Origin of the sequence: Azospirillum cavernae, assembly GCF_003590795.1 — a bacterium.
Taxonomy (GTDB): domain Bacteria; phylum Pseudomonadota; class Alphaproteobacteria; order Azospirillales; family Azospirillaceae; genus Azospirillum; species Azospirillum cavernae.
Map to the genome: position 1 here is coordinate 1,905,185 of NZ_QYUL01000001.1, position 19,916 is coordinate 1,925,100.

Annotated in this window: 13 protein-coding genes and 3 pseudogenes; 9 read left to right on the forward strand and 7 right to left on the reverse strand. The window is 62.8% G+C overall.

Annotation, left to right across the window (positions count from 1 at the left end; translation table 11 throughout):
• Positions 1-3 precede the first annotated feature (3 nt).
• Both D3877_RS08730 and D3877_RS08735 read right to left on the reverse strand, forming a co-directional pair.
• The gene (locus D3877_RS08730; RefSeq protein WP_119830233.1) at positions 4-1,380 is read right to left on the reverse strand and encodes an IS110 family RNA-guided transposase; all 1,377 of its coding nucleotides are present in this window, start codon (positions 1,378-1,380) and stop codon (positions 4-6) included.
• A gap of 232 nt (positions 1,381-1,612) precedes the next feature.
• Positions 1,613-2,032 (reverse strand): annotated as a pseudogene (locus D3877_RS08735) (helix-turn-helix domain-containing protein); the annotation flags it as partial.
• A 152-nt stretch (positions 2,033-2,184) separates the two neighbouring features.
• On the opposite strand from D3877_RS08735, the gene D3877_RS08740 reads away from it, so the two are divergent.
• A complete protein-coding gene (locus D3877_RS08740; RefSeq protein WP_119830161.1) occupies positions 2,185-3,795 on the forward strand; it encodes an ISL3 family transposase in 1,611 nt (536 codons plus the stop codon).
• Between the two features lie 423 nt (positions 3,796-4,218).
• Here the strand turns inward: D3877_RS08740 and D3877_RS08745 are convergent.
• Positions 4,219-4,461 (reverse strand): annotated as a pseudogene (locus tag D3877_RS08745) (IS110 family transposase); the annotation flags it as partial.
• A 714-nt stretch (positions 4,462-5,175) separates the two neighbouring features.
• Here D3877_RS08745 and D3877_RS08755 point away from each other — a divergent pair.
• Positions 5,176-5,343 (forward strand): annotated as a pseudogene (locus D3877_RS08755) (JAB domain-containing protein); the annotation flags it as partial.
• Between the two features lie 250 nt (positions 5,344-5,593).
• On the opposite strand, the gene D3877_RS08760 reads toward D3877_RS08755, so the two are convergent.
• Positions 5,594-7,435 carry a hypothetical protein gene (locus tag D3877_RS08760; RefSeq protein ID WP_147395120.1) on the reverse strand — a complete coding sequence of 614 codons (1,842 nt, stop codon included), beginning with the start codon at positions 7,433-7,435 and terminating at the stop codon, positions 5,594-5,596.
• 643 nt (positions 7,436-8,078) lie between these two features.
• Positions 8,079-11,321 carry a bifunctional diguanylate cyclase/phosphodiesterase gene (locus D3877_RS08765; protein ID WP_119830237.1) on the reverse strand — a complete coding sequence of 1,081 codons (3,243 nt, stop codon included), beginning with the start codon at positions 11,319-11,321 and terminating at the stop codon, positions 8,079-8,081.
• Between the two features lie 453 nt (positions 11,322-11,774).
• On the opposite strand from D3877_RS08765, the gene purB reads away from it, so the two are divergent.
• On the forward strand, positions 11,775-13,070 hold the full coding sequence (gene purB / locus D3877_RS08770; protein WP_119830238.1) for an adenylosuccinate lyase: 1,296 nt from the start codon (positions 11,775-11,777) through the stop codon (positions 13,068-13,070).
• A gap of 54 nt (positions 13,071-13,124) precedes the next feature.
• On the opposite strand, the gene D3877_RS08775 is transcribed toward purB, so the two are convergent.
• Positions 13,125-13,622: a hypothetical protein gene (locus D3877_RS08775; RefSeq protein ID WP_119830239.1), complete on the reverse strand. Its 498-nt coding sequence runs from the start codon at positions 13,620-13,622 to the stop codon at positions 13,125-13,127.
• A 293-nt stretch (positions 13,623-13,915) separates the two neighbouring features.
• Between D3877_RS08775 and D3877_RS08780 the strand changes: the two genes are divergently transcribed.
• The 6 genes from D3877_RS08780 to nifW all read left to right on the forward strand — a co-directional run bounded on the left by D3877_RS08780 (position 13,916) and on the right by nifW (position 19,102).
• Entirely contained in the window at positions 13,916-14,317 is a 402-nt protein-coding gene (locus D3877_RS08780) for a HesB/IscA family protein (RefSeq protein WP_119830240.1), read from the forward strand.
• 41 nt (positions 14,318-14,358) lie between these two features.
• The gene (gene nifU / locus D3877_RS08785) at positions 14,359-15,282 is read left to right on the forward strand and encodes a Fe-S cluster assembly protein NifU (RefSeq protein WP_119830241.1); all 924 of its coding nucleotides are present in this window, start codon (positions 14,359-14,361) and stop codon (positions 15,280-15,282) included.
• Between the two features lie 4 nt (positions 15,283-15,286).
• Complete coding sequence (gene nifS / locus D3877_RS08790; protein ID WP_119830242.1) at positions 15,287-16,501, forward strand: cysteine desulfurase NifS; 1,215 nt, start codon at positions 15,287-15,289, stop codon at positions 16,499-16,501.
• 275 nt (positions 16,502-16,776) lie between these two features.
• A complete protein-coding gene (gene nifV / locus D3877_RS08795; protein WP_119830243.1) occupies positions 16,777-17,895 on the forward strand; it encodes a homocitrate synthase in 1,119 nt (372 codons plus the stop codon).
• A 29-nt stretch (positions 17,896-17,924) separates the two neighbouring features.
• Positions 17,925-18,755: a serine O-acetyltransferase gene (cysE, locus tag D3877_RS08800; protein ID WP_119830244.1), complete on the forward strand. Its 831-nt coding sequence runs from the start codon at positions 17,925-17,927 to the stop codon at positions 18,753-18,755.
• Positions 18,756-18,769: 14 nt separating this feature from the next.
• On the forward strand, positions 18,770-19,102 hold the full coding sequence (gene nifW / locus D3877_RS08805; protein ID WP_119830245.1) for a nitrogenase-stabilizing/protective protein NifW: 333 nt from the start codon (positions 18,770-18,772) through the stop codon (positions 19,100-19,102).
• Positions 19,103-19,159: 57 nt separating this feature from the next.
• Here the strand turns inward: nifW and D3877_RS08810 are convergent, their stop codons facing one another.
• The gene (locus D3877_RS08810) at positions 19,160-19,807 is read right to left on the reverse strand and encodes a TetR/AcrR family transcriptional regulator (protein ID WP_238474789.1); all 648 of its coding nucleotides are present in this window, start codon (positions 19,805-19,807) and stop codon (positions 19,160-19,162) included.
• Between the last annotated feature and the right edge of the window lie 109 nt (positions 19,808-19,916).

The window sequence follows — 19,916 nt, forward strand, 5'->3', positions numbered from 1 at the left end:
TTCCTAAGAAACCCCCACAGCTTCCGGAATGGCGGCGGCGGGGGAAAGAACCAAACCCAACGACTTGGCGCGTCGCTGCAGGTTGTCGAGGACACGCTGACGATACCGCTCTTCATAGTAGGAAGCGCCGGGGTCAACATAGTCCATGCCATGACGCATCGCGTTGTAGAACAGCACGGCGATTTTGCGGGCGGTGGCGGTGACGGCCTTGGCTTTGCCGACACGGCTCGACAAACGGCGGAAGAAGGCCCCCAGCGCCGTCTCGGTCCGTCCGACGGTGATGGCGGCCAGCCGCAGCAGCGAGGCCGCCCGGTTCCCGGATCGGCGTGTTCGTGAGGACAGCACTTTGCCGCCGGAGATTTTATTATGGGGCGCCAACGACAGCCAGGATGTGAAATGCTTGGCGTCCGGCCACATGGAAAGATCAGTTCCGCATTCCCCGATCAACTTGAGGACAATATACGGACCAAGTCCGTGAATTTGCGTCAGATCGACGCCAAGAATGGCGTGGAGGGATTTCCGCACATCGAAGGCCGGAGCATTGGCGCCCCGCGTCTTGTGTCGTGGGGGAGACAGTTCTTTGGTTGGTTTGGAGGCCGCCGCCGCCAACCGATCCAAGACGCCCTTGATCCGTTGATCGCAGTCCGCCACTTTGGCTTGGTAGACATCATACAATTCCACGGACTGAGCGAGTGCAAAAACATGCTCGTCGCGGGCATTGCCGACCAAGGCTTGGCGGATGGTTTCGCTCGAAGCGTGGCAGCCGCGTTCGCGGTAGGATGCCAGGACGTCCGGGTCACGCTCACCGGCGATGATGGCGCGGATGATGCGCATGCCGGTGACCCCGGTAATGTCGGAGACGACGTGGTGGATTTGCAGGTTCATCTGCGTCAGCGCCTTCTGCATGTGCTGAATGTGCGCGGCGGCGTAATCCAGCAACCGTTCACGTTGGCGCAGATAGGCCCGTAAGGTCGCGATCGCGCCATGGGGTTGAAAGCTGGGCCGCAGCAAGCCGTACTCGTGCAGACGTTGGAGCCATTGCGCATCGCTGACATCGGTCTTGCGACCGGGAACGTGCTTGGCGTCCCGAGCGTTGACCACCGACACCGCGAACCCTCGTTGCTCCAAGATCTCGTAAACGGGAATCCAATAGACCCCGGTGGATTCCATGACCACCGTCTTGACCCCGCATTGAACGAACCAGTCGGCAAGACGGTGCAGATCGCCGGTGAACGTACCGAAGCGGCGCACCGGCTCCGGGTCGCGGTCCAGGCCGACCGCCGCCATATGCATCGTCGCCCCGATATCGATCGCGGCCGCGTTGGGGTGGACGCAGGGCATGGTTCCCTGGCGACGGGCTGGCCTTTTTGTTTCAGACATGGCGCGCTCCTTGGAACATGAGCCAAACGAGGAGGGCCGGGCTGCGGAAACCATCAATTTCCTAATCAGGATCGCTTGGGGCGTCACCACTCTCAAGCCCGCAACAACCCGGGGGCCATGTTTTTTTACGGGGTATCACTCCACCAAAAAGTAGACGGCCGCTTCCCTCCGGCGATCAAGGTAGTCCCGCCCGTTTCTGCGCCCACAGGCGGAATCACAATCCGCGATGGTTTTTTTGGATCTCGATGATGGTTTCGGCCTGTTCGAGCCGACGCTGAAGCTGCGCCTTCTCCCGATTGGTCTGAGCCAACGCGGCGGACAAAGGGTTGGTCGGCGCGGCTTTCGGCCCACGCTTGAGCGGCTTCAGCGCCTCAAACGCCCCGGCGTCCCGCTGGCGACGCCAGTCCGTCAGCGCCGACGAGTACAGACCTTCCCGGCGCAGAATGGCCGCGATCCCGCCGGTGTCCGCCGCCCGATCCGTCTCGCTCAGAATCCGCAGCTTCTCAGCCGCCGTGAAGGTTCGGCGCTTCGGACGGGGCGACAGTTCCGGGGAGGCTGCAGCGGGCGCGGCGACAACCCGCGGCGGCTCACCGCTGGCAGGGGCGGCGCCAGCTTCAACGGCTGGCAGGGGCGTCTTGTTGGGCATGACCACGAAATGAGTGTCCTACGCCCTCAAGCTTAAACTTCCGGCGGGCTGATGTCTCACCGTCATTGGCACAGAGGGTTTCCGGTGCAGGCCGGATGCAGATGGGAAGCGGAATGAGCACATAAAGGGAAGCATTTCCTGCATGAGCACCCGCTTCCTTGTCCAAATCGCTGCTTTCCTTGCTGCCGGCCGGGCTTGTCGTTGATCAGGTCACGGTCGACGCCGATCGTGTCGTGGTGGCGGCCCATGTGCGTGCTGTCACGGCCGCCTGCCCGCTGTGCCGCCGACCATCGCGCCGCGTCCACAGTCGTTACAGTCGCCGCCTGGGCGATCTGCCCTGGCAGGGCCGTATGGGTGAACTGCGTCTGCAAGTCCGCCGATTCCGGTGTCCGGCCGCGGACTGCCCGCGCCGTGTCTTCGCCGAACGCCTGCCCACGGTCGCGGCGCCGCGGGTCCGGCGCACCCGCCGGCTTGCCGAGGCGCAGCGCACCATCGCCTTGAGCGCGGACGGCGATCCCGGCGCCCGGCTGGCCACCCGCCTTGCGATGCCGGTCAGTGGCGACACGCTGCTGCGCCTGATCCGGGCGGAGCCGATGGCGCCGATCCCGACGCCGCGCGTCATCGGCATCGATGACTGGGCGTGGCGCCGCGGCAAACGCTACAGCACCATCGTCGTCGACCTCGAACACCGCCGCCCGATCAACCTGCTGCCCGACCGCCAAGCCGACACCGTCGCCGCGTGGCTGAAGGCGCATCCCGGCGTCGAGATCGTTGCCCACGATCGCGCGGGCGCCTATGCCGACGGCATCCGCCGAGGCGTGCCGACCGCCGTTCAGGTCGCCGATCGCTGGCACCTCCTGCACAATCTCACCGATGCGCTGCGTGAGATTCTCACCGGTCATCATCGGGATCTGCGGGCGGCGGCCAAACTGGCCGCCGCTCCCGTCGATGGAACCGGACAAGAGGCACACGTGCCGCAGCCTGATCAGGGTGGCAAACCACCGACCCGTCGCGAGCAGAGGAGCGCCGTCATCCAGGCCGCCCGCCAAGCCCGTTTCGAGAAGGTCGTCGCGCTGAACGCTCGCGGCTGGTCGCAAACCCGCATCGCCCAGACGCTCGGCCTCGACCGCAAGACGGTGCGGGTGTGGCTACGGTCCGGGCAGCCACCACCCTGGCGCCAGCCGGCCAAGGGCAGCCAGCTCGATCCGTTCCTCGACCATCTGCATCGGCGCTGGGACGAAGGGTGCCACAACGCCGCACGGCTCTGGCGGGAGATCAAGTCCCTCGGCTTCACCGGTCAACGGACCACGGTTCGGGACTGGGCACGGCCTCTGCGGCAGACCATCCCAGGCACGACCTGTGCAGTCTCGGCCTCATGGCGGGCGCCATCGCGGCGACGGGCGGCATGGTTGGTGGTCGCCGACGCGACCGAGATCGACGCGACCGAACAGGCCTTCGTCACCGCCCTGCTTTCCCGTTCCCCGAAGCTGGCGCAGACCGTCGCGTTGGCTCGGGCCTTCCGGACGATGGTTCGCGAACAGCGGGCCGGAGAACTGGATGAGTGGCTGCTGGCGACCGACGGCACGGCTTTGGCGAGATTCGCCGGCGGCCTGAAGCGTGATCTGGCGGCGGTGCGCGCGGCCTTGTCGCTGCCGTGGAGCACCGGGCCGGTAGAGGGCCAGATCAGCCGGCTGAAGACGATCAAGCGCACGATGAACGGTCGTGGTAGCTTCGACTTGCTGCGCCACCGTGTCCTCGAAGCCGCCTGAATGGCCCCGCTCGTGTTGGTTCTCTGCACCGGGAATGCGGATGGACCTCAAGGGTACCCGCCGGGGGGGGGGAGTTCCAGGGAGATGGGCGATGCCACAACACGCACCTATTCGCGACAGCGAGGCCGTCGGCAGCCAACCGGCGGCCTTCGCCGTTTCCGGGGCATGGGCCGACCTGTTTTCCGACGCTTGCCGAAGCAACCCGCTCGACCGTCCAAAACACTCGGAATCGTGCGCGGAAAGCCCTGTCGGATTGATCGGCTGCGCGAAAATCATGGCATAGGGGTTTTCCGTACAGTCATCTCATCCCAATCGGAGTTTTTGTTCCGATGATCCCCAGGCCCCGACTTCGGCGAGGACGGCGAGGGGCCTGCCTGACCTGACCCTGCAGCTCCGGCCCGGTTTGAGTGTGCCAGAACCTTAGGGTTTCACATACCGCAGCGGCATCAGGCGCACCGTGTGGCCGAGCTTGGTGATTTCACGGCCCCAGTAACGCGCGGTGGCGCACGCCTCCATGCCGACGACGCAGGCCGACAGGTTGGCGAAAAAGCTCAGAACGCCATCGCGGCGCAGACGCCTAGTGAGGACAATTTTGCCCGCCGCGTCAACGCAGTGAACCTGAAAAATCATCTTGGCCAAATCAAGGCCGATGATCGTGGGCTGCATGGAAGGTCTCCGCTTCCAGAGGGCCGATCCCCTTCAGGTGGGGTTTTTCACCAAAAGCGGGGAGCGCCCATCTCATCAACACCCCGTCCACAACATCAGCTCACACACCGCAGTCTCGCGCACATGAAATCGTGTATCCTGTGCGCGCGAACCGACCGATTTTTAGCCGTAGGCAACCTCTTTCCCTACGCCCTCAAACGGGACTTCCCTCCCGCGTGCTCATGTCGCATCCATTTCCGTGCAGCAGCGTGAGCCACGACGAATCGGCGAGCCCGGAGGTGAATCCGGGTGATCGCCCCACTTAAAGGAACAACCAAGCGCTCGACCATTACTCATGATCGGCGGAACAACGTCGAAGCGCCGCCGGTAGCAGGAGGAAGTATGTCAGAGACCAAGTTTCTAACCCCCGAAGAGGTCAGTGATCGCTATCGTGGAGGTGTGTCCGTGGGGACGCTTCGCAATTGGCGAGCCATGAGAATTGGACCATCGTTCGTGAAGATCGGAAAGGCCGTTCTCTATCCGATCGAGGAGCTTGAAGCCTGGGACGAAAGGAATAGAGTGCACTGCCGTGCATTCAAGCGACTCAATGAACGTGTCGGGGATCAGACGTGACGATCACGATCAAGCATCCTGGACATACCCCACTCCCCGGCACCAGCTACTGACGAAATCGAAAAAATCACACGATTTCAGAACATTATAAAATCATCTAGAGTGGTCCACAACCACCCGTCGGGCGACCCAACCCCCAGCCGCGCCGACATCGAGATGACCAAGGAGATCGTGCGCGCCGCCAACGCCGTTGGCTTGATGGTGCACGATCACCTCATCATCGGCAAAGGCGGCAAGCACACCAGCTTCAAGGCGCAACGTCTGCTGTAGCGAGGCGAAACCATCGCCGCCGGTCAGCCGGCGTCATGCATTGGCAATGCCATGGTTCTCAATGTGAATGAATCCCATTCGCGGTCAAGAGAGGCCGTTGGCTGGGGTTACGGCCTCTCTCGGACAATGTTGCCCCTGCGCGCCACCGCTTTTTGCTCGCTCGCACCACCTCAACGTATAAAAGTGACCAGACAATGGCTCCCGTCACACGCGATGGAACAGGATGCACAGCCTGGTCACACCTTGATTTTCAGCTCTGGCCAGGGCGCACGTTCCAGTAATAGGAAGAATCATCGATACGAGCCACGTTGCCCTTCCCCGATTGGTTCTCGGTGGGGGAGCCAAGGGTCAGGATCAGGGTCTCACTCTCCACTTTCAAGTAAAGGCCCTGGTCGTTTCCAGACAGCATGAACAACACTGCGCTCCAATTGTAGACTTTCGGCACAGGATCGCTTCCGTAGTCACCCGCAACATCGGCGGGATTTACGAGTGTCCAATGGCTGTGTGTGACGTTCCCAGACTCTCCGAACACCAACTGCCCGTTGCTGCTCCCCAACAAAACCTGAGGTGAGCCGACTTGTGTGATGGTAACTTTATCGCCGTACTGAGGCGGATGGGAGAGGCCCGACAACTGGAAGCTTTGGTTGCTTCCAAATGCGCCAGAATTGATGGCTGGCGCTCCATTGTTGTTTTCCAAATAACCGCGTTTGGCCGGGCTATACAACGCCACTTGGTCGCCGGCGTCGATCAACACGGGGCCAAAGGCGTTTTGATGGATGGAGGTTTGCAGCCGAATGGCCAGTTGGTTGCCGAACACGGTGTAACCGAATCCGGTGATCGGCGTGGAGGCGCCGCGAGAGGGGAGTGATGAATACTGACCCAGGGCCACACGCTGGACCTCTGCTTTTTTGACGGCCGCTACGTCCAGATTTAGGGTGTAGGTTTGGTCGGAATCGAGCGAAAGATCCGGCTTAACCTTGTTGTAGGTAATGACGGCGCCAAAGGCGTCGTTGTATTCAGCAGAGTGCTCCCAGCTTTGCGTGTGATCCACAACCAGCTTCACCCCGGTGATCACCTCGCCGTGGCTCAGAACACAGCTGTCCATTGTATAATTTATAAACGCTCCCCCGTTTCCCAATCCGGTCGGCGCCAAGTTGAGGTTTTTTCCAAAAGGAACGTCACCCCACGACGAACTGGAGAGCTTGATGCTTCCGTCTTTTAGCATCATCCCAGAAGCAATCTCAGGTCCCCACTGGTTCTGACCCGAAACCGTTCCAAACTGGATCCCGACGGATACGCACCCGCTGATAACCTTGCTATCCTCGATGCTGACAAATTGGTTGTTAACATCGCTGACTTCGAGAACGCAGGCCGCCGACCAGTCTGGACCACCAGTCCCCACCCAGGTAAAGTCATCATTGCTAAGGTTTTGATTGACCAAATTTTGGCACTCTATCCCCTGCGCTATAATATTGTCGCGCACAACACAGATATATTGCCCAAGCTGGTCGCTGTTAATAGCCCTTAAGCAGGCTATTCCCTTCATCTGAATATGTATTAATTTCAACCAGCATTTGTATGAAATTTCAACATAAGAATCCACTTGGTTAGCCGCCCTCGTTGCGGCGCTCGCCCCCAAGCATTGATCAATAACCAACTGAAGCCACTTACTGTTGTTCTCGCCAAGTTTTCCAAGAATAGCCGAATTAATATCATCCAACATCATGGTACAATTTTGTAAAATATCAGCGCCAGCAGAGCCAGTTTCGGTGCTAAGATATTTTCCATCCATTTCATTGGATGTATTATTCCTCTTGAGCCAGGGTCCGACATGGTTGTAATACCAATTATCAATATTTGAATCCGCTTGATTTTCCTCCGCGTAGAGTTCGCTCATTTTTATAGACAAACCCAATTGTCTTATTTGATTTTCTATATCCTTTAAAGTGAATTCGATATTATCAAGCTGCTTCACCAAAGTTTCATTGAATTCATCCGGCTCCACGATGTTAAAAATACCGGAGAGAAACGACCCGACTTCGGGCACCTGCCCCAGAGTTACACTGAGAAAGGCTTGCGTTTGTGAGTCCATGGCCATTTTCCTTTGTTTCGTGAGTGCTTTTCGATATAAATTAACTTATCTGATGTCAAAATCCTCCAAAAGCCTGGAGGTTGCTCGCGCTGTAAATTTCACCAACAGAAATAATTTCTTATAATGTTGCAAAAATGCTATTAATAATTGGGAGATTTGGTGAACACTTTATAGTCATTGTTTTATTTCAATTTGCATCTCTAATATATTTGCAAAGCAAACAACATTATTCATAGATAAAATACCTTAGCAAGGCTAAATTTTTATTTTTCTTATAGGCGCCGCCTTATTTTATGACCTTTTATAAATCATTATCTCCATTAATATTGTTATCAATAGCCTTTTGACATATCACTTAAGATTATATCTTCTTGCCCCACCTTCCTCTTTTTTGAAAATCAATCTGGGATAGGGTTGTGGCAAATATTGGTTTTTACCCGCGTCAGGCCGTCCGCGACCTGTGCTCAAGCGGCGCAGCTTCATCGTCAGCGGATTTCGACGATGGGAAAAGTTGCGGCATAGGCGGCGCCCTCAACGCCTGTGGCGTCGGACGATGGCGAGCGACCCCGCCAGCCACCGGATGCGACGCCGGTTAAGCAACGCCATGGCGCCCGGCCCGGCGTGATGGCAAAGGACGCCAGCCCTATTCCGCCACTTCCGGGACCAGCGCCTGATTTTTCAGGAAAGTGACGAAATCGTCGTAGGGCATCGGGCGGCCCAGCAGATAACCCTGAATTTGCTCACAGCCCAGATTGGCCAGACAGGTGAACTGCTCCTCCGTCTCCACCCCTTCGGCGAGAGTCTGCATGCGCAGAGACCGGGCCATACCGATGATCGCCTCGGCGATGGCGCCGCTGTCGGGGTCGTCGCTCTTCAATTCGCAGACGAAGGAACGGTCGATCTTCAGCTTGTCGACGCGGAAGCGCTTGAGGTAGCTGAGGCTGGAGTAGCCGGTGCCGAAATCGTCGATGGCCAGCGGCACCCCCATTTCGCGCAGTTGCGCGAAGGTTTCGGCGACCACGTCGGAATCATCCATCAGGACGCTTTCCGTCACCTCCAACTCCAGCGCCTCCGGCGGCACGTTGTAGGCCGACAGCCAGCCCGCCACGCGATCCGCCAAACCCGGCCGACGCATCTGCACCGCCGACAGATTGACGGCGATCAGCAGATCCTGATGCTTCAGCAACTCCGACGCCCGGCGGCAGGCCTCGCCCAGCACCCAATCGCCCAAGGGCAGAATGAGGCCGGTGTCCTCGGCCACCGGGATGAACTGGCCGGGCATAATCAGCGAGCCGTCGGGCTGGCGCCAGCGCACCAGCGCCTCCGCCCCGACCAGACGGCGGCTGCCGACGGCGAATTGCGGCTGGAAGAACAGCTCCAACTCGTTGTTGGCCAGCGCCCGGCGCAGGTTGTTTTCCGTCCACATGCGGTCGGACGCCCGGCGATTCAGCTCCGGCGTGAAGAAATGATAGGTGGCCCGCCCGCCATCCTTGGCCGCGTACATCGCCATGTCGGCGTTTTTCAGCAGCGCGTCGATGGTCGAGCCGTCTTCGGGGTAGATGGCGACGCCGATGGACGGCGTGACCTGCAACTCATGCCCATCGATGACGAAGGGATCAGACAGGTTTTTCAGCACCTTGCGCGCCACGGTTCCCGCCGCGTCGGCGGTTTCCATGTCGCTGATGAGGATGACGAACTCATCCCCGCCCTGGCGGCTGACCGTGTCGCTGGCCCGCACCGTCGCCAGCAGACGGGAACCAACCTCGCGCAGCAGCTTGTCGCCGATCTGGTGGCCCAAACTGTCGTTGATCGTCTTGAAACGATCAAGATCGACGAACAGCAGCCCGACCTTGTTGCCGTGACGCCCCGCCGCCAGCATCGCCCGCTCCAGACGGTCGCGCAGCAGGAAGCGGTTGGGCAGGTCGGTCAGGAAATCATACTGGGCGAGATGGCGGATGCGCTCTTCCTGGGCGCGGGTTTCGGTGGTGTCGGTGAAGGCGGCGATGTAGTTGACGACCGCCCCCGCCTCGTTCACCACGGCCTTCAGGCTGAGCCATTCCGGGAACACCTCGCCATTCTTGCGGGTGTTCCAGAGTTCACCCGCCCAATGGCCGTTTTTGCGCAGTTGCGCCCACAAATCCTCGAAGAACTGCGCGTCCTGGCGATCCGACCGCAGGAATTTCGGATCCTGCCCCACCGCTTCCTCCCGGCTGTAGCCGGTGATGCGGGTGAAAGCGTCGTTGGCGGCGACGATCAGGTTTCGTTCGTTGGTGACGAACATGCCCTCGGCGGCGTTGTCGAACACCTTGGCCGACAGGCGCAACTCCCACTCGGCGCGCTTGCGTTCGGAAATGTCGCGGGCAATGGCGGAGTAGTATGTTTCCCCCTCATAGGCGATGCGGCTGGCCGTGACCTCCAGATCCAGCGTGCGGCCATCGGGGGTGAGGTAGGTTGTTTCGTAATGGCTGGACGTGTCGTCCTGGTCGTCGGCGAAGCGCTTGAGCAGATCGGCCTGCCCCATCACCAGATCTTCCAGCGTCCCGCCCAGCGCTGTGCAGCCAAACGGGTTGATGTAGGCGATGCGCAGTTGCGCGTCGGCCAAGACGACGATTTCCGACACATGATCGACAAAGAAATTCGCCAGATAGAGCTGACGGGCGCGTTCGCGCAGCATGGTGTCGCTGCGCCGCATGCTGCTCTGGTATTTGCGGACGATCCGCCGAATCCACCCCGTGACCAGCCAGGACACGCCGACCGATGCGGCCAGCGCCACGCCCAGCACCGCCACCGTGGTCAACACCCGTTGATCGACCCCCCGACCGATTTCGGCCCGCCGGACCTCCATCTCATGCGCCACATCGTCGATGTAGAATCCGGCGATCAACGACCAGCCCCAGACGCCCGGAGCCGAAACAAAGGCCATTTTCGGAGTCGGGCGCGCCGTGACCGGATGCACCCAATCATACCGCAGCTCGCCGCCGCCCTTGCGGGCGACCTCCAGGAACTGCAAGACCAGATCGCGTTCGACCTGCCAGGGCAAATCGCGGGCGTTCATCCCCTCCGACGTTGGCGAGGTCAGGGACAGCAGGACTTTGCCGTCGTCGCGCAGCACCCCGACATAGCCGCTCTCGCCAAACCGGAAGGAGCGCAGACGGTCGAGCGATTCCTTTTGCAGCTTGGCTTCCACCGCCGCCAACGAATCGCTGGCGCCGATGATCCAATCATACGGCTCCAGTTTCCGGACAAAGGCGATCTTGTCCACCATCTGGTCCGGGGCGTCGGGCATGCCCCAGCGGTAGCGGGCGAATCCCCGCGTCTGCGGATCATGGGCGGCGCGCAGCAGCTCCTGCATCACCTTGCCCGCCTTCGGATCGGACGCGGCGATGGGCGACCACCCTTCACGGGCTGGCTCAATCGGCATCAGCACCGTCATGCCGACCGAATCATTGATGAAGTAATAGCCGCGCCCGTTGGAAAAACGCAGCGGGCGCAGGGTTTCCTTGATTGATTCCTTGATCGCCTCTTCGGGCAGAATGCCCTTTTGCCGCTCGTAGATGGATCGGGCGATGGCGTAAGCCTCGTCCACCTGGGAGCGAAGCTGCTCCTTCAGCAGAGGTTCGGTGCGCGAGCGCATGTAAGCCAGATAGGACCGGGCGTTCTCGACCTCCTGCTCCAACGCCTGCCGCTGTTCCTGGAGCGCGCGCGCCTCCGACTGGCGCAGGTCGGTTTCGAAATCCGCCCAATGCTGCCAAACGAAATAGAAGCCCAGGCCAAGGACAAGCACCGTCACCAGCGACAGCGACGCCAGGAATTGCAAGCGATAGAGTCGGGCCTCGTCGGAGGAGCGAGACGGCTCGCGCACCAACTCGGCGACAGGATCAGACAACGAACACCCCCCTGACAGGCGAAACGGCGGCTCGCCCCATCCCCGCGCGGCAATTCTTGCTGAATGCCCGCAAGACTGCAACCGCAAGCGCGTCGAAGCGATTGATGCGCGACTCTTTGACAGAAGTCCTCGCGAACGAGAGTTGCGCGCGCCGCACAACGCCACCAAATCGCACAACAACAACCTGTTTTTCTATCGCGTCGCTTGCTGCAACCTAGGCGCACATTCCCTTAAGGTTGATAAGATTTCTCTGATTGCTGTTGTCTCTGATCGAACGTTCAAAAACCCGCCTGCATGTTTGCGCCGCTCCTCAGACCTTCGCAAGGCTTTGCAACGGACGCCGTCGCGGCTATGGTCGCGCGCGCGTGGTGGAACGATCCTCACGCGGCGCGCAAGCCCCCTTTGAACCGCTCAACAGCCGTCGTTCAGGACCGCTTCCTTCGGAGAGTGCCGATGATCCCCCGTTACACCCGCCCCGACATGGCCCGCATCTGGGAGCCGGAAAACCGCTTCCGCATTTGGTTCGAGATCGAGGCGCACGCCTGCGACGCGCAGGCCGAACTGGGCGTCATCCCCAAGGAAGCCGCCGCCGCCGTCTGGGAGCGCGGCAAGTGGGAGATCGACCGCATCGACGAGATCGAGCGGGAGACCCGGCACGACGTCATCGCCTTCCTGACCAATCTGGCCGAACATGTCGGGCCGGAGGCGCGCTTCGTCCACCAGGGCATGACGTCAAGCGACGTGCTGGACACCTGCCTGGCCGTGCAGATGACGCAGGCCGCCGACCTGCTGCTCGACGGCATGGACAAGCTGCTCGACGCGCTGAAACGCCGGGCTTACGAGCACAAGAACACCGTCACCATCGGCCGCAGCCACGGCATCCACGCCGAGCCGACGACCTTCGGCCTGAAGCTGGCCGGTCACTACGCCGCCTTCGCCCGTGGGCGCGAGCGTCTGGTTCAGGCCCGCAAGGACATCGCCACCTGCGCGATTTCCGGCGCGGTCGGCACCTTCGCCAACATCGACCCGCGCGTTGAGGAGCATGTCGCCGCCAAGCTTGGTCTGACGGTGGAGCCGGTCTCGACCCAGGTCATCCCGCGCGACCGTCACGCCTTCTATTTCTCGGTTCTCGGCGTCATCGCGTCGAGCATCGAAAATCTGGCCACCGAGATTCGCCATCTGCAACGCACCGAAGTGCGCGAGGCGGAGGAGTATTTCCACCCCGGTCAGAAGGGGTCGTCGGCGATGCCGCACAAGCGCAACCCCGTCCTGTCGGAAAATCTGACGGGTCTGGCCCGCATCGTCCGCGCCGCCGTCACCCCGGCGCTGGAGAATGTGACGCTGTGGCACGAGCGCGACATCTCCCACAGCTCGGTCGAGCGCATGTTCGGCCCGGACGCCACGGTGACGCTGGACTTCGCGCTCGCCCGCCTGACCGGCATGATCGACAAGCTGGTGGTCTACCCGGAGCGCATGCAGAAGAACCTGGACGACCTCGGCGGTCTGGTCTTCTCGCAGCGCGTGCTGCTGGCGCTGACCCAGGCGGGGATGAGCCGCGAGGACAGCTACAAGGCGGTGCAGCGCAACGCCATGCAGGTCTGGCAGCATGGCGGCAACTTCCTGGAGCTGCTGGCCGCCGACGCCGACGTCGCCAAGCACATCGCCCGCGACACGCTGGAGCCGATGTTCGACATGACCTATCACACCAAGCATGTCGACACGGTGTTCAAGCGCGTGTTCGGGGCGTAACTCTCTGACGTTGCGTGCGCCCGGCGATGAACCGCCGGGCGCACGCAAAGGGTTTCACCCCTCGCCCAACCCGCGCGCCAGCGCGGCGACGGTGCCGTAGCCGACCTGATCGACGGGGTCGAGTTCGGCCATCTTCGCCAGGATCGCCAGCGCCTTGTCGCGGTTGTGACGGCGCAGTTCGATGAAGGCCAGCGCCTTCATGGTGAACAGGAAAAAGCGCGGCGCGCCCAACGCCGTCCAGTCGGCGGTCGTCGCCGTCAACTGGCCCCAATCCGCCGTGAAACCACCTTCGCGCGCCGCCGCGTCCAGGCCGATGCGCGCCACCCGCTCGGCGTCGGCCAAGCGCTTGCGGTTGAAATAGAATTTGTACAGGGCGTAATAGACCGGCAGCACGCGGGGGGCCGCCTTGTGCGCCTGCCACAAAATCGCCTCGCACTGGTCGGGAAGGTCGCGCGCCTGCACCGCCTCTTGCAGCAACAGGTCGATGTGCTCCGGCACGTCGCCGAACGCCATGCGTCCGTTCGACATGCGCAGTTCGATCGGTTGGTCCATGCTTGTCCCTTCTGTTCTGTGATCTAACCATCCGATGCGCCGACGACGCCCCAGCATGGACCGGCGGCGGGCGCGACGAAAGACCACATTATTTTTGCGCGTCAAAAGGTCGCGGCTGTCGCAAATCCGACACGCCCAAAACCCGACAAAGCCGTACGTATCACCAACATTGTCGGACTTGCGCCAGCCTGACAATTGTTGAAATTCAATGATTTATAAGTTGGCCCGCCTCTTGCTTTACTCAAACCCAGATTGGCCGGCATCCCCGGCGGCGCGTTTTGAGGAGGCGGGACATGGTGACTCTGACCGATGCGGCGGTGTCTTCCCTGGAACGGGTCTTGGCGAAATCGGGCGGCGCCGCCGCCGGTTTGCGCATCGCGGTGACGGACGGCGGTTGCGCCGGGATGAAATACCAGATGGGGCTGGAAGCCGGGGCGGGCGACGACGACGCCGTGTTCCGTTTCGGCCCGGTGACGATCTTCGTTGACGCCAACAGCCAGCCCTTTCTGAGCGGCGTGGTCGTCGATTTCGTCGAGGGGATCGAGGGTGCCGGGTTCAAGTTCGACAACCCGAACGCGACCAGCAGTTGCGGTTGCGGCAAATCCTTTTCGGCGGGCGGGGCGGGCGGCTCCTGCTCCTCAAGCGGTCCATCCGGCGGCCCGTCCTCGGGCTGCGGCTCGTCCTCCACGCACTGAACGCTCCTCACGGCGCGCACCCACGGAAAGGCAGCAGCGACATGTGGAACTACACCGACAAGGTCAAGGAACATTTCTTCAACCCGAAGAATTCCGGCGTGCTGGAAACCGCCAACGCGGTGGGCGAGGTCGGCTCGATCACCTGCGGCGACGCGCTGCGCCTGATGCTGAAGGTCGATCCCGACACACAGATCATCCAGGACGCGAAGTTCCAGACCTTCGGCTGCGGCTCGGCCATCGCCTCAAGCTCGGCGCTGACGGAAATGATCATCGGCAAGACGGTGGACGAGGCGTTGGTCCTGACCAACCGCGACATCGCCGACTATCTGGGCGGCCTGCCGCCGGAAAAGATGCACTGCTCCGTCATGGGGGCCGAGGCGCTGCGCGCCGCCATCGCCAACTACAAGGGCGAGGAATGGGTCGACGACCATGAGGAAGGCGAGCTGGTCTGCAAATGCTTTGGCGTCGACGCCGCGATGATCGAACGCGCGGTGACGGTCAACGGCCTGACCTCGCTGGAGGAAGTGACCCACTACACCAAGGCCGGCGGCTCCTGCCAGACCTGCCACGAGAAGATCGAAGAGGTTCTCGAAGCGGTCATGGCCAAGACCGGCGCGCTGAAGCCCGCGACCAAGCATTCGCCCAAGGGCGTGGTCGGGCTGGACGCGATCCAGCCGCTGGCCGCCAAGGCCGAACCCGCCGCCGCGCCCAAGCTGACCAACGTCCAGCGCATGCAGGCGATCCTCAGCGCCATCGAGGAGATGCGCCCGCAAATCCAGCGCGACGGCGGCGACGTCGAACTGGTCGATATCGACGGCAAGGACATTTATGTCCGGCTGACCGGGGCCTGTTCGGGCTGTTCGCAGTCGGCGGGAACCATGATGGGCGTGCAGATGAAGCTGGTCGAAAAGCTCGGCGAGTTCGTCCGCGTCAAGCCCGCCTCTCTGATGCCAGCGGGAGCGTGACGCCATGACCATCCCCAACAGCGGAATCTACCTCGACAACAACGCGACGACCCGCGTCGATCCCGAGGTTCTGGCGGAAATGCTGCCGCTCTTCACCGAGCATTTCGGCAACCCGTCCTCCATGCACGGCTTCGGCGCGGCGGTGGGCGGCAAGATCGAATGGGCGCGCAAGCAGGTTCAGGCGCTGCTCGGCGCGGCGCATGACAGCGAGATCGTCTTCACCTCCGGCGGGACGGAAAGCGACAACACCGCCATCCTGTCGATCATCGAGGCCTATCCGAAAAAGCGCGAGATCGTCACCAGCGTGGTCGAACACCCCGCCGTGCTGGCGCTCTGCGACTATCTGGAAAAGAAGCGCGACTACAAAATCCACCGCATCGGCGTGGACGGCAAAGGCAATCTGGACATGGACGCCTACAAGGCGGCCCTGTCCGATCAGGTCGCCATCGTCTCCATCATGTGGGCGAACAACGAAACCGGCACGATCTTCCCGATCGAGGAGCTGGCCCAACTGGCCAAGGCGGTCGGCGCGGTGTTCCACACCGACGCGGTGCAGGCGGTCGGCAAGATCCCGATGAAGCTCGCCGACAGCGCCGTGGACATGCTGTCGCTGTCCGGCCACAAGCTGCACGCGCCCAAGGGCATCGGCGCGCTCTACGTCAAGCGCGGCCTGCGCTTCCGCCCGATGCTGCGCGGCGGCCATCAGGAGCGCTCGCGCCGCGCCGGGACCGAAAACGCCCCGGCCATCGTCGGCTTGGGCGCCGCCGCCCATCTGGCCCTGACCCACATGGCGGAGGAAAACACGCGGGTGAAGGCCCAGCGCGACCGGCTGGAACAGGCGATTTTGGCCGCCGTCCCCGCCTGCTTCGTCACCGGCAACCCGGACAACCGCCTGCCCAACACCTGCAACGTCGCCTTTGAATACATCGAGGGCGAGGCCATCCTGCTCCTGCTGAACGAACAGGGCATCGCCGCGTCCTCGGGATCGGCCTGCACGTCCGGTTCGCTGGAGCCGAGCCATGTGATGCGGGCGATGGGGGTTCCCTACACCGCCGCGCACGGGGCGACCCGCTTCTCCCTGTCACGCGACACCACCGACGCCGAAATCGACCATGTCATCAAGGTGGTCCCCGGCATCATCGCCAAGCTGCGCAGCCTGTCGCCCTATTGGGAACAGGGCGCGGCCAAGCCCAAGGAGTTCGCGCCGGTCTATTCGTGAACATCCGGTTCTGAACACAGGGATCGCAGTCCGGGTCGGGGATCCGCCCCGACACCCCGCCCGACGACACCCCGTCGGGTCGGGTTCCCGGCCCGGTCTGCGACACGAAAGGCGTTTAGCCACGTCCCCTCAAGCCATCGCCCCCTCCCCATCCCTCCCCCGCTGACGCGGGAGAGGGGGCCGGAGCTTTGCAAAGGGCGGCGGCAGTCCCCTCTCCCGCGAAGCGGGGGAGGGTTAGGGAGGGGGCCATCCGCCCAACACAGGGAAGCTCCGCCATGCCCACCGTGACCATCAACGACACGACGCTGCGCGACGGCGAGCAGACCGCCGGGGTGGCTTTCACGCTGGATGAGAAAATCGCCATCGCCCGCGCGCTCGACGCCGCCGGGGTGCCCGAACAGGAAATCGGCATCCCCGCCATGGGCGAGGAAGAGCGCGAGGGCATCCGCGCCGTCGCCGGGCTGGGGCTGAAGGGCCGTTTGATGGTGTGGTGCCGGATGCACGACGCCGATCTGAAAGCGGCGCTGTCCTGCGGCGTCAGCTTCGTCAATCTGTCGATGCCGGTGTCGGACATCCACATCACCAAAAAGCTCAAACGCAGCCGCGCTTGGGCGCTGGGCGAGATCGAACGCATGGTCAAGACCGCCCGCGACCATGGGTTGGAGGTCAGTTTGGGCGGCGAGGATTCCTCCCGCGCCGACATGGATTTCCTGGTCGCCGCCGCCACCGTGGCCCAACAGGCGGGCGCCCGCCGCTTCCGCTTCGCCGACACGCTGGGCGTGCTTGATCCCTTCCAGACGCGCGCCTGCATCGAACGGCTGCGCCGGGCCACCGACCTGGAGATCGAGATCCACGCCCACGACGATCTCGGCCTCGCCAACGCCAACTCGCTGGCCGCTCTGCTGGGCGGGGCCACCCACGTCAACACCACGGTGAACGGGCTGGGCGAGCGCGCCGGAAACGCGCCGTTGGAAGAGGTCGTGGTGTCGCTCAAGCATCTCTACGGCATCGACAGCGGCGTGGACACCCGCGCGCTGGGGGTGATTTCCGATCTGGTCGAGCGCGCGTCCAACCGCCCGGTGGCCGTCAACAAATCCATCGTCGGCGCGGCGGTCTTCACGCATGAGGCCGGGATTCATGTGGACGGCCTGCTGCGCGACCGCGCCACCTACCAGAATTTCGACCCCGCCGAGGTTGGCCGCGAGCACCGCATCGTGCTGGGCAAGCATTCCGGCACGGCGGCGGTGAAGATGGCCTTCGACCGGCTGGGCCTGCCCTGCGACGACGCCACGGCGCACGCGGTGTTGCCCCAGGTGCGCGCGCTCGCCAGCCGCGCCAAACGCGCGCCCACCCCGGACGAGCTGCGCGCCTTCCACGCCGCCGCCCGGCATTGAGCGGGTTTCGCACCGATGAGGGATCACGCATGGCCGCCATCGACGCCGATCTGGACAAGAGGATGACCGCCCCCGGCATCATCGATCTGCTGCGCGAGGACGTCGCCTGCGTCTTCGACCGCGATCCGGCGGCGCGCAACCTGTTCGACGTGCTGACCTGCTATCCGGGAATCCACGCGCTGGCCACCCACCGGATCGCCAACGCGGCGTGGCGGCGCGGCCTGCGCTGGCCCGCCCGCTTCCTGTCCTATCTGGGCCGGGCCTTGACCAACATCGACATCCACCCCGGCGCGACCATCGGGCGGCGCTTTTTCATCGACCATGGCGCGGGCGTGGTGATCGGCGAAACGGCGGAGGTCGGCAACGACGTCACGCTCTACCACGGCGTCACGCTGGGCGGCACCTCCTGGACCAAGGGCAAGCGTCACCCGACGCTGAAGGACGGCGTGCTGGTCGGGGCGGGGGCCAAGATACTCGGCCCGATCACCATTGGCGTCAACGCGCGGGTCGGGGCCAATTCGGTCGTCACCAAGAACGTGCCGGGCGGCATGACCGTGGTCGGCATTCCCGGGCGAATCGTCCGCCCCGACACCCAAGCCCATCTGAGCGCCCACGGGATTGATCTGGAGCATCACCTGATGCCCGACCCGGTCGGCAAGGCCATCGCCTGCCTGATCGACCACATCAACCGGATCGAAGCCCGGTTGGAAGCCCACACCGCCGCTGAGATGGCGCGCGCGCCGCTGTCCTCGCTGAACCTGTCAGAAATCCGGCTGGACGGCGTCGCCTGCGAATCCTGCGGCAATCTCTGCGATCAGGAGGGCTGTTCGCCCACCCCCTCCACCCAACAGCACGCGTAAGGAGTTCCCCGGAGATGAGCGATTTCACCGACGATCTGGACGATCTGGAAACGGCGGAAGACTTCCTGCGCTTCTTTCAGGTCGGCTACGACCAGCGCGTGGTCAACGTGAACCGCCTGCACATCCTGCAACGCTTCCACGATTATCTCGGCGCCGACAGCGGCCTGGAAGGTCTGGACGATTCCGGGATGGCCGACCGTTACCGCGTCCATCTGGAACGCGCGTACCAGGATTTCGTCGTCTCCACCGCCATCGCGGAAAAGACCTTCAAGGTCCACAAGGAAGAGGCGCGCAAGATGGCCGACCGCTTCGTACCGTTGGACAGCCTGCTGGGATCGCCGGTCTAACGCAACGTCCAGGGGAGCGCGCGGGGCGGGAACCAAGCCGGCCCCCCCTTTCTCGTTCTACCCGCGCGGCGTCAGGCCGTGGGCGATGGTGTGGGCCAGAGTCGCGACCACCGCCGCCACCCGACCGTTGTCGCGCCCGAACACCACCTGATCGAGAAAGCCCAGGCCAAAGCTCAGCGTCGCGATTCCCGCCGCCACATTGGCCAGATCCGCGTCGGCGGCGATGTCGCCCCGGTCGCGGAAGACCTCCAGCCGCTTCATCAAGCAGGGGATCCGGCTCTCCGACAGGGTGCGGCTCATTTCATCGGCGATCGCCGGATCGACCAGCGCGCGGGCCAGCACCACGCGCGTGAAGTCGCGGCACTGCCAACTGTGCGCCAGTTGCGCCGTCAGAAAATGGGCCAGATCGGTTTCCAGATCGTCGGCGGGCGGCGGCAGGGCGCAGCCGCCGGTTTCCTGCCGCCAATAATGCTCGACCACCGCCAGCAGCAGGCCGCTTTTGCCGGAAAAATAGCGCTGGATGAGCTGTTCGTTGACGCCCGCCCGCCCGGCGATCTCGCGCGTCGTCGCGGCGTCGAATCCCCGCTCGGCAAACACCATCTTGGCGGCGTCGAGCAGCGCGCCCTTGGTCGCTTCGCGGTCGCGTTTGCGCCCGGCGCCCTCGCCGCCGCAACAGCCGTCCACCGGCGCTGAACCCTCATCCACAGAACGATCCTCCTCCGGGGGAACCACGGCGCTCCCCACCCGTTGATAATAAGTATGTCGATGCATACTTGACAAGGGGCAGTGCTTCGATCAAGTATGTACTTACATA